Genomic DNA, 11884 nt, shown 5'->3' on the forward strand with positions numbered 1-11884 from the left:
CCCGAGGGCGGCGCCCGGGCAGAGCCGGAGGGCCGGGGCCGGACATGGCGCAGCTCCCGGCTCCGCGGTGGGCGGTGTCGAGAGCTGGAGTCGAACGGTCAGACCGCGCCTTCGATGGGCTCGGCGTTGAGCAGACCCTCGGAGACCTCGCGCAGCGCGATGGACAGCGGCTTCTCCTGGGCGTGGGTCTCGACCAGCGGACCGACGTACTCGAGCAGGCCCTCGCCGAGCTGCGAGTAGTAGGCGTTGATCTGCCTGGCGCGCTTGGCGCCCATGATCACCAAAGAGTACTTGCTGTCGACGATGTCGAGCAGCGAGTCGATCGACGGGTTGGTGATTCCCTCAGCGACCGGGGCAATGCCTGCCACGATTGTCAGACCTCTCGGTTGGTGGATGTCGTGACCCCCTGAGGGTCAGTCATCAAGGCTATCAGCCGGTGACATACATCCTGGACACTCGTGTTCACAAGTGTGATGTCGAACTCGGGTTCCGCCGCGCATTCGACGCGTCCCGCGGCCAGGCGGCGTTCGATGACGTCCTCGGGTTCGGTGCCGCGGCCCCTCAGCCGGCGTTCCAGCTCCTCCCACGTGGGCGGGGCCAGGAAGACCAGGAGCGCCTCCGGCATCGTCTCGCGTACCTGCCTGGCGCCCTGGAGGTCGATCTCCAGGAGGGTCGGCACGCCCTTGGCGAGGCGGGCGAGCACGGGCGCGCGCGGCGTACCGTAGCGGTTGCCGGCGAACTCGGCCCATTCGAGCAGTTCGCCCGCGGCGATGAGCCGGTCGAACTCGTCGTCCTCGGCGAAGAAGTACTGCACGCCGTGCGACTCGCCGGGGCGGGGCTTTCTGGTGGTCACCGAGACCGACAGCCACACCTCGGGGTGCGACCGCCGGATCTCGGCGACGACCGTGGACTTCCCCACGCCCGACGGCCCGGACAGGACCGTCAGGCGCCTGGAGGGAAGGAGGTCGACCTGTGTGTCGTGGGCCCTCGAACTGTCGGACCAAGACATGTCGGTCACTTCCTACCCCCCGCTGAAGCTGCGCTTTCGTGTGAAGACGAGATTAGCTCTCGCCGCCACCGAACTCGCGCTCAAGGGCGGCCCTCTGGTTCGCGCCGAGGCCGCGCACGCGGCGCGACTCGGCGATGGTGAGCCGCTCCATGAGCTGCTTGGCGCGGACCTTGCCCACGCCTGGGAGCGACTCCAAAAGCGCCGACACCTTCATCTTGCCGATGACGTCGTCGGTCTGCCCATCCTTGAGCACCTCGGCCAGAGAAACCGCGCCATGCTTGAGCCGGTTCTTGACCTCGGCACGCTCTTTACGGGCCTTGGCAGCCTTCTCCAGGGCTGCGGCGCGCTGCTCGGGGGTCAACGGAGGAAGAGCCACGCCGGGTCACCTCGAATTTCTGTCGATGTACTCGGACGAGAGGGGAAACTAGCTGGTCATCGCCACCTAAGCAACGCCAAGAGCGGTTTCTCTCACCACAAAATCCAGTTCTTAACTCTCCGTGTTTGTAAAACTACGATGAGCTGATCAAATCGCGCTCACTTCCCGGTTCTCGAAGATCGTCGGCCGCCAGGGCCAATAACGATCATGACTACTGACCGTCACCCGAAAACCCTCTTACCGCGACCCGAAAACCCGTTACCAAACCGAGACCCGCCTTCTCGGGAACGGCCGCGCCAATCTCCCGGGCGAAATCCACGGGTGGAGGATTCTTATATCCGGTGGAACGTTCTTCCACCCGTTGGACGGCTGCCGCCGTGACCGTTCCCGGGACCGGAGTTAGCTTGACGGCACGCGAGTCTTACTCGCGATCGACGTGGGGAACCGGCGAGGGCAGGCGAGGGGGAAGCGCCGCACGATCGGGACGGCACCTACCCAGGCGTTGCCCGGTCGTGGGGGGGGGGCGGGCGGGGGGGGGGGCGGGGGGGGGGGGGCGGGGGGGGGGGGGGGGGCCCGGCCCCGGGGGGGGGGGGGGGCGCCCCGGGGGGGGGGGGCGCCCCCCCCCCCGCGACCGGTCTGCGGGCGCGCCGCGGGTCACCGGCCGTCGTTGCGCGGATCACGCCGGACCGGGGTGGCGTTCGAGGGGGCGCTCCGGCAGGCTCGCTCTCATGGTTTCGATGGTGCAGAACGTGGCGATCGACTGCGCGGACGCCTACAGGCTGGCGTGCTTCTGGAGTGAGGTGACCGGCGGGCCGCTGCATCCTGAGGACCGGCCCGGTGACCACGAGACCCAGGTGCTGCTGCCCGGAGGCCCGGTGCTGCACTTCAACCAGGTGCCCGAGAAGAAGACGACCAAGAACCGGCTCCACCTGTGCCTGCGTCCGGAGACCTCGCGCGATGAGGAGGTACGGCGCTTGACGGGGCTCGGCGCCGCCTGGGTCGCCGACCACCGCAATGCCGACGGATCGGGCTGGGTCGTCCTCGCCGACCCCGAGGGCAACGAGTTCTGCGTACTGCGCAGCGAGTCCGACCGCGCCGCGACGTCCTCCTGATCTTCAGGCGGCCTTGTCACATGCGCAATCCCGCCCTGCCGAGAACGCGAAAACGGCCGCTCATCATGACCCGGTTCCGTTCAGAACCTGATCATCATGAGCGGCCGTGAAGTGTGCGGCACGAGGCGCCCGGCGGCTCCCCTGGCTGGCCCAGGCGGGGTCAGAACTGGGCGTGGGTCATCGTGTACCAGGTCGGAGCGAAGGTCAGCAGGGCCATCACCGCGACGACCGCGATCGCCTTGAGCAGGCGCGGGGTGGTGAGGGTGGCCGGCGTGGTGGGCCTGAGGTTCCAGCGTCCGATCGCGAGGAAGGCCGAGACGGCGCCCAGGACGACGTTCGCGGGGATCAGGGCGTACTCGCCGCGTACGAGGTGGAATCCGGCAGCGAGCACCATCGTGAGGGCCAGCCCGGCCGCGGCGAGCGGCGTCAGCTTCCGCAGGACCCCCGTCATCGCCGGGAGAATGAGGCCGATGCCGCCGAGCACCTCGGCGACCCCGATGAAGACGATCAGGGACTGCGGGACGGCCGCGTACCACGCGACGGCCCGGGGCGCGGCCTCGTAGAGGGCGGCGTCGTACAGAAGGACCTTGCCGAAGCCGCTGCCGGCGAAGAAGAAGCCCCACAGGATCTGCAGAGCCCAGAGGGCGCCGTTCAGGCTCAGGATCGTGTTCCGGATCTTGCGGGGCCGGCTGGTGAGGGTGGTGGTGACGGTCATCGCTGTGCTCCTTCGGAGTGCCGCTGTGCTGACAGTCCTAAGGTTGGCCGGTCGGGTTGATACATCTGCGATGCGCGGGCTATGCGCGGGCTTCGCGGCTGGGAGAGCGCGGAGTTCCCGGGTGTTCGCCCTGGTACGGCCCGCTTTCGGGCAGCGGCTGCCAGGTCATCGCAGAGACGCGGGAGATCGACCTGTCCGAGGATGCCTGGCGGATCGAGTGCGAGGGCTGTCCACGGGATCAGGCGTGAACACCGTCAAGGTCAGGTACGGCTCAGCCCTGCCAGCGGTAGAGGTCGCGCAGCAGCGAAATCTCGGCGCCGTGATGGATCAGCTCCCTGTTGACGTGCAGGACGATGCCCTCCATGGGCGACCGCTCGGGACCCACCGCGGGCGGACTGTCCAGGTCGGCGTCCGAGAGCTCGCGGACCCCCGCGTTCCATCTCCCGTACATCTCGTCGAGCTGTTTGAGCGCCTCGTCAGCGGTCCCCGCATAGGGGAAGGTCTGGAAGTCGATGTCCTGCCCGCCGAAGTGCCATCCGACCCGATAGCCGAGGCAGGAGACGATGATGTGCGCCAGCCGCCAGGCGATCGTGGTCACCGGCGGCGGCACCGGGTCAGCGGACGCGTAGTCCATCGTCCACGCCCCCGAACCTGCCGACAGCGGCGCGGCCGACGTGCCATGCGGGCGGACGCTCCAGCAGCCGCGCACCGGCTCCCAGAAGTACTCGTCATCGGCGAGACCGTCGAGCCGCGGGCGCAGGTTCTTGCGCCAGTGCCGGTCCAGTTGGTCCGCGATTCGCTCACTTCTTGTCATTTGGGCACACTACAGACAGCATCGACCTGGCCTGCGGCCCTCGCGTACGCCGGCCGTGGGAAGAGGTGCCCAGCCGAAGGAAGCCCCTCTCGTCCGAAGGGCGGCCAACTCGCGGCAAGGCTCCCAGCCAACGCCCATTCGCGCACGCACATCGCCCAACACCCACTCATGGCAAACGCACAGCCCAACTGGAGGTCACCTCGGCCGAGGACGGCACAGGCTGGCTGGCCTTCCTGCGCGGGCTTGGTGGCTCGCGGGCTGGGCGGGTGCGACTGGTCATCTCCGACGCCCATGCCGGGCTGGTCGAGGCAATCGGCGCGACCTTGCCGGGCGCCTCCTGGCAGCGTTGTCGGCAAAGCCGTGGGTCGCGACCTTGGTGCGCACCATCTTCGACCAGCCCACCACCGAGGCCGTCCGTCTGCAGCACGCCTGGGTGTTCGACGCGTTGGAGACGAAGTATCCGGCCGCCTGTGAACACCTGGACGCCGCCCGGGAGGACCTGCCGGCCTTCGCCGCCTTCCCGCGCGAGATCTGGAAGCAGATCTGGTCGAACAACCCGCCAGAAGCGGCTGAACAAGAAGATCCGCCGCCACACCGACGTGGTGGGAATCTTCCCCGACCGCAGCTCGATCGTCCGCCTCGTCGGCGCGGTGCTGGCCGAACCCACTCATGGCAAACGCACCGCCCAACACCGAAACGTAGCCCTCAACCGGCTCCACGCTCGGGGAGCGGGAGGGGCCGGAGGCCCCTCGCCGGGGTTTGGGGCGAAGCCCCAATCAGAGCAGCCCGAAGGCCCGAGCCTTTGGGAGTGGGGCGTGGGGGCCCTGCCCCCACTCAAACGCAGCCCGGAGCCGCCCCAGCGCGAAGCGCCCCACTCGAACAAGCGCAGGCCCGAGCCCTTAGGCGCGGCGCAAGGAGGCGGCCAAGGCTGCGGCCGTGGCTCCCGGGTCGGCCGAGCCCGTGATCGGGCGGCCGATCACCAGCAGGTCCGCCCCGTCGGCGATCGCCTGCTCAGGGGTGGCCACGCGGGCCTGGTCCTGGGTGTCGGCGCCTGCCGGCCGTACCCCGGGGGTGATGAGGGTGATCGCGGGGCCGACCTCGGCGCGGACGGCGGCCACCTCGTGCGGGGAGCAGACCAGCGCGGTCGCGCCCGCCGCCACCGACAGTACGGCCAGCCGCCGCACCGCGTCGTCGGCCGGTCCGGACAGCCCGATCCGGCCCAGGTCGGCCTCCGACAGCGAGGTCAGCACGGTCACCGCGGCGATCTTGGTGTGTGGAGCGGCCTGTACGGCCGCCTGGATCATCGCCGGCCCCCCGGCGGCATGAACGGTCAGGATCGCGGGCCGGAGCCGGGAGACGGCCTTTGCGGCCCCTGCGACGGTATTGGGGATGTCGTGGAGTTTGAGGTCCAGGAAGACCCGCACCCCGCTGGCCCCGCGGACGGAGTCGATCACGTCGGGGCCGTAGCGCAGGTAGAGTTCGAGCCCGACCTTCACCGTGCTGACGTGAGGGGTGACCATCGCGGCCCAGCGGGCGGCGGTCTCGAGGTCCGGCGCGTCCAGGGCGACGGCGATCGGGGCGGGCGTCACGGTGGTCTCTCCTCGTGCGGGTGCGTACGTCACAGGGAACTCTCTTCGTGCAGGTGCCGGGCGGCGCTGCCCGGCGGGCGGTGGGCGAGTCCGACAGCGTCGGCCAGCCGCTGGAAGCCGCGTGCGCGCAGCAGGTCCTCGAGTTCGCGCTCGATGCGCAGGCACGCGTAGGGGTCGTGGAACAGCGCGGTGCCCACGCCCACGGCGCAGGCTCCGGCGAGGATGAGTTGGAAGGCGTCCGCGCCGGTCATGACGCCGCCGACGCCGATGATGGGGGTGCCGGGCAGGGCGGAGTGGACCTGCCACACACACCGTACGGCCAGCGGCAGGATGGCCGGTCCCGACAGCCCGCCGGTCACCGCGGCGAGGGAGGGCTTCAGCGTGACGGTGTCGATGCTCATCCCGAGCGGGTTGTTGATCATGGACAGCGCGTCGGCCCCGGCGTCCACGCAGGCCCGCGCGACGGCGGCGATGTCGGCCACGTCGGGGGCCAGCTTGGCGATGACGGGCACGTCGTAGCGCATGACCGAGCGCACGGAGGCGATGACCTCGGCCGCGGCGCCGCCCTCGCGGGCGAAGACGCGGCCGCGGTCCTCGATGTTGGGGCAGGACAGGTTGACCTCGACCGCGGTGACGCCGGGCGCGTCGGCGAGCCTGCGGGCGAGGGCGGCGTACTCGGCGACGGTGCCGCCGCCGACCGAGACGATGGTCTTGATGCCGCGCTGGGCCAGCCAGGGCAGTTCGCGCTCCAGGAAGGCGTCGACGCCGGGGCCCTGGAGGCCGACGGCGTTGAGGAGTCCCGCGGGGGTCTCGGCCATACGCGGAGTGGGCCGGCCGGCGCGTGGGGCCATGGTGATGGAGCGGGTGACGAGCGCGCCGAGGCGGTGCAGGTCGAAGAACTGGGCGAGCTCGCGGCCCGAGGCGGCGCAGCCGGCCGCGGTGGTGATGGGGTTCGCTAGCTCCACATGTCCAAGAAAAGTCCGCATATCAACTGACATGTCGGGCTCCACCCCCGGGCGCGCCCAGCGCGTCGAACGGGATCGTTCCCACGTCCTCGAACCGCACCCGCTCCCCCCTGAACACCGGGCCCTCCGCGCACGCCCGCGTCATCCTGGTCACCCCGTCGTCACCGATGACCGGCAGCACGCACGTCATGCAGACCCCGATCCCGCACGCCATCGACTCCTCCACCGCCACCTGCACCGGGATGTCGGCCTCGATCGCGACCGCGGTGACCGCGCGCAGCGTCCGCATCGGCCCGCAGGCGTAGACGACGTCGGCCCGGGTGTCGGCCACGACCGCGGGCAGCGCGTCGCTGACCGTGCCGCGCACGCCCAGCGAGCCGTCCTCGGTGGTGAGCGTGACCGTGGCCCGCTCGGCCATCCGTCTGGCCCGCATCGCGCCGAACACCCGGTCGGCCGAGGCCGCCCCGAGCACGAAGTCGACCCGGCAGCCCCGCTCGACCAGCGCGTCCGCGAGGGGGAAGAGGACGGCGGAGCCGTACTCGGAACCGACGAGCACGCAGTGCGCGGGGTCGCGCGGCAGCGGGAACGGTCGGCCGAGCGGGCCCACGAGGTCGATCGTGTCGCGGGCGCGCCGCTCGGCGAGCCAGGTGGTGCCCGGCCCGCCGGCGCTGAAGACGAGCTCGACGGTGCCGCCGTACTCCGGCTTGACGTCGTGCACGTAGAAGGCGCGGCGCGTCACCATCGCGGTCGGCGCGCCGCCGACCGACACCGACACGAAGTGGCCGGGGCGGAAGCGCTCGGCGATGCCGGGCGCCACCACGGTCAGCGCATGGTAGGCGTCGACCCGGCGCGTCGTCAGCACCGTGCCCGTCACCTGCACCGGAGTGCCGGCCAGTGTCGTTCACCTCCCGCGGGGGCTCACCCCCGAAGCGCTCGTGCGTGCTCCTGGAGGGACCGTACGCCAACATCGCCCCGCACCTTGGCCTGGATGCCCGCGGCGGCCGCCGCCAGCCCCTGGACCGTGGTGATGCAGGGGATGCCGCGCAGCACCGCGGCGGTGCGGATGTCGTAGCCGTCCAGGCGCGGCCCGGACTGGCCGGGGCTGCCGAACGGGGTGTTGACGATCAGGTCCACCTCGCCGTCCAGGATGCGCTGGACGATCGTGGGCTCACCTCCGGGTCCGGCGCCGTCGCTCTGCTTGCGCACGATCTTGGCATGGACACCGTTGCGGCGCAGCACCTCGGCGGTGCCCTCCGTGGCGAGGATCTCGAATCCGAGGTCGGCGAGCGCGCGTACCGGGAAGATCATCGCCCGCTTGTCGCGGTTGGCCACCGACACGAACGCGCGGCCCTTGACGGGCAGCTCGCCGTAGGCGCCGGCCTGCGACTTGGCGTAGGCGATGCCGAAGAACTCGTCGATGCCCATGACCTCGCCGGTCGAGCGCATCTCCGGGCCGAGCACGGTGTCGACGCCGCGGAAGCGGTTGAACGGCAGCACCGCCTCCTTGACCGCGATCGAGGCGTCCAGCGGCAGCGTGCCGCCGTCGCCCTCGGCCGGCAGCATGCCCTCGTCGCGCAGTTCCTTGAGCGTGGCGCCGAGCATGACGCGAGCCGCCGCCTTCGCCAGCGGCACCGCCGTCGCCTTGGAGACGAAGGGCACGGTACGGCTGGCCCGCGGATTGGCCTCCAGGACGTAGAGCACGCCGGCCGACATCGCGTACTGGACGTTGAGCAGCCCGCGCACCCCGACGCCGCGGGCGATGCCCTCGGTGGCGGCGCGGATGCGCTTGATGTCGGCCCCGCCGAGCGTGATCGGCGGCAGCGCGCACGCCGAGTCGCCGGAGTGGATGCCGGCCTCCTCGATGTGCTCCATGACGCCGCCGAGGTAGAGCTCCTGGCCGTCGTAGAGCGCGTCCACGTCGATCTCGATGGCCTCGTCCAGGAACTTGTCGACCAGCACCGGGTGCCCGCCCTCCTGGGCCGACATGTAGGTGGTGAGGGTCTCGTCGTCGTAGACGATGGCCATGCCGGCCCCGCCCAGCACGTACGAGGGCCGCACGAGCACCGGGTAGCCGATCTCCTCGGCCACGGCCAGCGCCTCGGCCACGGTCGTGGCGGTGCCGTGCTTGGGCGCGGGCAGGTTCGCCTCGGCCAAAACGCGCCCGAACGCGCCACGTTCCTCGGCCAGGTGGATCGACTCGGGAGAAGTGCCGACGACGGGCACGCCCGCGTCCTTGAGCGCCTGGGCCAGGCCGAGCGGCGTCTGCCCGCCGAGCTGCACGATGACGCCGGCGACCGGGCCGGTCTGCTGCTCGGCGTGGACGACCTCCAGGACGTCCTCCAGCGTCAGCGGCTCGAAGTAGAGCCGGTCGGAGGTGTCGTAGTCGGTCGAGACGGTCTCGGGGTTGCAGTTGACCATGACGGTCTCGAACCCGGCCCTGGACAGCTCGAAGCTGGCGTGCACGCACGCGTAGTCGAACTCGATGCCCTGGCCGATCCGGTTGGGCCCGGAGCCGAGGATGAGGACCTTGGGCCGCTCGCCGTAGGGGACCTCGCTCTCCTCGTCGTAGGTCGAGTAGAGGTAGGGCGTGGTCGCGGCGAACTCGGCCGCGCAGGTGTCGACGGTGTTGTAGACCGGGCGCAGGCCGAGCGCGTGGCGCAGGTCGCGCACGCGGGTCTCGTCGAGGCCGCGGATCTCGCCGATCTGGACGTCGGAGAAGCCGTGGCCCTTGGCCCGCTCCAGCGTCTCGCGGGTCAGCTCGGGCGCGGCGGCCAGCGCCGTCGCCTCCTCGTGCAGCAGGAAGAGCTGGTCGACGAACCACGGGTCCACGCTCGTGGCCTCGAAGACCTCCTGCGCCGTGGCGCCCGCCCTGATGGCCTGCTGCATGGTGCGCAGCCGTCCGTCATGGGGGGTACGGCACGCCTCCAGCAGGTCCGCCTTGGGAAGAACGTCCCCTGCCCAGGAGAACGACGAGCTCTTCTTCTCCAGCGAGCGCAGCGCCTTCTGCAGCGCCTCGGTGAAGGACCGGCCGATGGCCATGGCCTCGCCCACGGACTTCATGTGGGTGGTGAGGGTCTGGTCGGCGCCGCGGAACTTCTCGAAGGCGAAGCGCGGCACCTTGACCACGATGTAGTCGAGGGTCGGCTCGAAGGAGGCCGGGGTGACCTTGGTGATGTCGTTGGGGATCTCGTCGAGCGTGTAGCCGATGGCCAGCTTCGCGGCGATCTTCGCGATCGGGAAGCCGGTGGCCTTGGAGGCCAGGGCCGACGACCTGGACACGCGCGGGTTCATCTCGATGACGATCATGCGTCCGGTGCGCGGGTCCACCGCGAACTGGATGTTGCAGCCGCCGGTGTCGACGCCGACCTCGCGGATGACCGCGATGGCGACGTCGCGCATGTTCTGGTACTCGCGGTCGGTCAGGGTCAGCGCGGGCGCGACGGTGACGCTGTCGCCGGTGTGGACGCCCATCGGGTCGATGTTCTCGATGGAGCAGACGATGACGACGTTGTCGTGCTTGTCGCGCATGACCTCCAGCTCGTACTCCTTCCAGCCGAGGATGGACTCCTCCAGGAGCACCTCGGTGGTCGGCGAGGCGTCGAGGCCGGCGCCGGCGATGCGGCGCAGGTCGGACTCGTCGTAGGCGAAGCCGGAGCCGACGCCGCCCATGGTGAAGGAGGGGCGCACGACCAGCGGGTAGCCGAGCGTCGCCGCGGCGGCCAGGCAGTCGTCCATGCTGTGGCAGATCACCGACTCGGCGCTGGAGGCGTTGAGCCCCTGCTCGCGGGCGACCTTGGCGACGATCTCCTTGAACCGCTCGCGGTTCTCCCCCGCCTGGATCGCGTCGAAGTCGGCGCCGATCAGCTCGACCTCGTAGCGCTCCAGCACGCCCGCCTCGTGCAGGGCGACCGCGGTGTTGAGGGCGGTCTGCCCGCCGAGCGTGGGCAGGAGGGCGTCGGGCCGCTCCTTGGCGATGATCTTCTCGACGAACTCGGGGGTGATCGGCTCGACGTAGGTGGCGTCGGCGAACTCGGGGTCCGTCATGATCGTCGCGGGGTTGGAGTTGACCAGGATCACGCGGAACCCCTCGGCCCGCAGCACGCGGCAGGCCTGGGTCCCGGAGTAGTCGAACTCGCACGCCTGCCCGATCACGATCGGCCCTGAGCCGATGACCAGGACCGACTGGATGTCTGTTCTCTTAGGCACGCTGCATGACCTCGCAGAACTCGTCGAAGAGGTACGCGGCGTCGTGCGGGCCCGCCGCGGCTTCCGGGTGGTACTGCACGCTGAAGGCACGCCCGTCGAGCAGGCGCAGTCCTTCCACGCAACGGTCGTTGAGATTGACGTGGCTGACCTCGGCCGGGCCGTACGGGGTGTCGAAGGAGCCGTCGAGCGGCGCCTCGACCGCGAAGCCGTGGTTGTGCGCGGAGATCTCCACCTTCCCGGTACGCACGTCCTGGACCGGCTGGTTCACGCCGCGGTGGCCGTAGGCGAGCTTGTAGGTGCCGAGACCCAGGGCGCGGCCGAAGAGCTGGTTGCCGAAGCAGATGCCGAAGAACGGCACCCGCGCCTCCAGCACCTTCCGCAGCGCCTCGATGTCGGCGGTGGCCGGGTCGCCCGGGCCGTTGGAGAAGAAGACGCCGTCCGGCTTCACCGCCATGATCTGCTCGAACGTGGCGGTCGCCGGCAGCACGTGCACCTCGCAGCCGCGCTCGGCCATGCGGTGCGGGGTCATGCCCTTGATGCCCAGGTCGACCGCGGCCACGGTGAACCGCTTCCCGCCCTGGGCGGGGATCACGTAGGTCTCGTCCGTGGAGACCTCCTCGGCCAGGGAGGCTCCGGTCATCTGGGGGGCCTGCCGTACGCGCTCGACGAGCTCCTCGACCGGGGCGGACGGCGCGCTGAAGACGCCCGCCCGCATCGCGCCGCGCTCGCGCAGGTGGCGGGTCAGGGCGCGGGTGCCGCGCAGGGCGATGCCGACCACGCCCTGCTCCTTGAGGTAGGCGTCGAGGGAGCGGTCGGCGCGCCAGTTGGAGACCACGCGGGACGGCTCGCGCACCACGTAGCCGGCGACCCAGACCTTCGCGGACTCGGGGTCCTCGTCGTTGACGCCGGTGTTGCCGATGTGCGGGGCGGTCATGGCGACGATCTGCCGGTGGTAGGAGGGGTCGGTGAGGGTCTCCTGGTAGCCGGTCATGCCGGTGTTGAAGACCATCTCACCGAACGTCTCCCCCTCGGCGCCGTAGGGGGTTCCATGGAAGACACGACCATCCTCCAGGACAAGCACGGCGTCCAATCCAAGCT

The 11884-nt window shown here is 70.5% G+C and carries 11 protein-coding genes and 1 pseudogene; 2 read left to right on the forward strand and 10 right to left on the reverse strand.

Annotation, left to right across the window (positions count from 1 at the left end; genetic code table 11):
- Window positions 1–98: 98 nt before the first annotated feature.
- Genes rpoZ through mihF form a run of 3 tightly spaced genes read right to left on the reverse strand, consistent with a single transcriptional unit; the run spans window position 99 to window position 1385 of the window.
- Complete coding sequence (gene rpoZ / locus ACIBEJ_RS27235) at window positions 99–368, reverse strand: DNA-directed RNA polymerase subunit omega (RefSeq protein ID WP_184960643.1); 270 nt, start codon at window positions 366–368, stop codon at window positions 99–101.
- 5 nt (window positions 369–373) lie between these two features.
- Window positions 374–1009 (reverse strand): guanylate kinase, encoded by a 636-nt coding sequence (gene gmk / locus ACIBEJ_RS27240; protein ID WP_397185656.1) that lies wholly within the window; start codon window positions 1007–1009, stop codon window positions 374–376.
- 52 nt (window positions 1010–1061) lie between these two features.
- Window positions 1062–1385: an integration host factor, actinobacterial type gene (gene mihF, locus ACIBEJ_RS27245; RefSeq protein ID WP_157244637.1), complete on the reverse strand. Its 324-nt coding sequence runs from the start codon at window positions 1383–1385 to the stop codon at window positions 1062–1064.
- A gap of 728 nt (window positions 1386–2113) precedes the next feature.
- Between mihF and ACIBEJ_RS27250 the strand changes: the two genes are divergently transcribed.
- Entirely contained in the window at window positions 2114–2497 is a 384-nt protein-coding gene (locus ACIBEJ_RS27250; RefSeq protein ID WP_397185657.1) for a VOC family protein, read from the forward strand.
- Window positions 2498–2657: 160 nt separating this feature from the next.
- Here ACIBEJ_RS27250 and ACIBEJ_RS27255 read toward each other — a convergent pair whose 3' ends face one another.
- Both ACIBEJ_RS27255 and ACIBEJ_RS27260 read right to left on the reverse strand, forming a co-directional pair.
- Window positions 2658–3212, reverse strand: a complete 555-nt coding sequence (locus ACIBEJ_RS27255; RefSeq protein ID WP_397185658.1) for a DoxX family protein — start codon at window positions 3210–3212, stop codon at window positions 2658–2660.
- Between the two features lie 271 nt (window positions 3213–3483).
- On the reverse strand, window positions 3484–4026 hold the full coding sequence (locus tag ACIBEJ_RS27260) for a DinB family protein (RefSeq protein WP_397185659.1): 543 nt from the start codon (window positions 4024–4026) through the stop codon (window positions 3484–3486).
- 188 nt (window positions 4027–4214) lie between these two features.
- On the opposite strand from ACIBEJ_RS27260, the pseudogene ACIBEJ_RS27265 reads away from it, so the two are divergent.
- A pseudogene (locus ACIBEJ_RS27265) lies at window positions 4215–4694 on the forward strand (transposase); the annotation flags it as partial.
- Window positions 4695–4925: 231 nt separating this feature from the next.
- On the opposite strand, the gene pyrF reads toward ACIBEJ_RS27265, so the two are convergent.
- Genes pyrF through carA form a run of 5 tightly spaced genes read right to left on the reverse strand, consistent with a single transcriptional unit; the run spans window position 4926 to window position 11876 of the window.
- Complete coding sequence (gene pyrF, locus ACIBEJ_RS27270; RefSeq protein WP_397185660.1) at window positions 4926–5615, reverse strand: orotidine-5'-phosphate decarboxylase; 690 nt, start codon at window positions 5613–5615, stop codon at window positions 4926–4928.
- A gap of 29 nt (window positions 5616–5644) precedes the next feature.
- The gene (locus ACIBEJ_RS27275; RefSeq protein ID WP_397185661.1) at window positions 5645–6613 is read right to left on the reverse strand and encodes a dihydroorotate dehydrogenase; all 969 of its coding nucleotides are present in this window, start codon (window positions 6611–6613) and stop codon (window positions 5645–5647) included.
- Window positions 6603–7475, reverse strand: a complete 873-nt coding sequence (locus ACIBEJ_RS27280; protein WP_397186098.1) for a dihydroorotate dehydrogenase electron transfer subunit — start codon at window positions 7473–7475, stop codon at window positions 6603–6605. Before ACIBEJ_RS27280 ends, ACIBEJ_RS27275 begins: the two co-directional genes overlap by 11 nt.
- A 23-nt stretch (window positions 7476–7498) precedes the next feature.
- Window positions 7499–10786, reverse strand: a complete 3288-nt coding sequence (gene carB, locus ACIBEJ_RS27285) for a carbamoyl-phosphate synthase large subunit (protein ID WP_397185662.1) — start codon at window positions 10784–10786, stop codon at window positions 7499–7501.
- Window positions 10779–11876 (reverse strand): glutamine-hydrolyzing carbamoyl-phosphate synthase small subunit, encoded by a 1098-nt coding sequence (gene carA, locus ACIBEJ_RS27290; RefSeq protein WP_397185663.1) that lies wholly within the window; start codon window positions 11874–11876, stop codon window positions 10779–10781. The genes carB and carA overlap by 8 nt, the downstream gene beginning before the upstream one ends.
- Between the last annotated feature and the right edge of the window lie 8 nt (window positions 11877–11884).

This window comes from Nonomuraea sp. NPDC050790, assembly GCF_044456745.1.
Taxonomy (GTDB): Bacteria; Actinomycetota; Actinomycetes; order Streptosporangiales; family Streptosporangiaceae; genus Nonomuraea.

Excerpts from the sequence above, each read along its gene's own strand:
- ACIBEJ_RS27260 (WP_397185659.1), bottom strand. The coding sequence starts at position 4,026 with ATGACAAGAAGTGAGCGAATCGCGGACCAACTGGACCGGCACTGGCGC.
- gmk (WP_397185656.1), bottom strand. The coding sequence starts at position 1,009 with ATGTCTTGGTCCGACAGTTCGAGGGCCCACGACACACAGGTCGACCTC.
- ACIBEJ_RS27250 (WP_397185657.1), top strand. The coding sequence starts at position 2,114 with ATGGTTTCGATGGTGCAGAACGTGGCGATCGACTGCGCGGACGCCTAC.
- ACIBEJ_RS27255 (WP_397185658.1), bottom strand. The coding sequence starts at position 3,212 with ATGACCGTCACCACCACCCTCACCAGCCGGCCCCGCAAGATCCGGAAC.
- ACIBEJ_RS27275 (WP_397185661.1), bottom strand. The coding sequence starts at position 6,613 with ATGTCAGTTGATATGCGGACTTTTCTTGGACATGTGGAGCTAGCGAAC.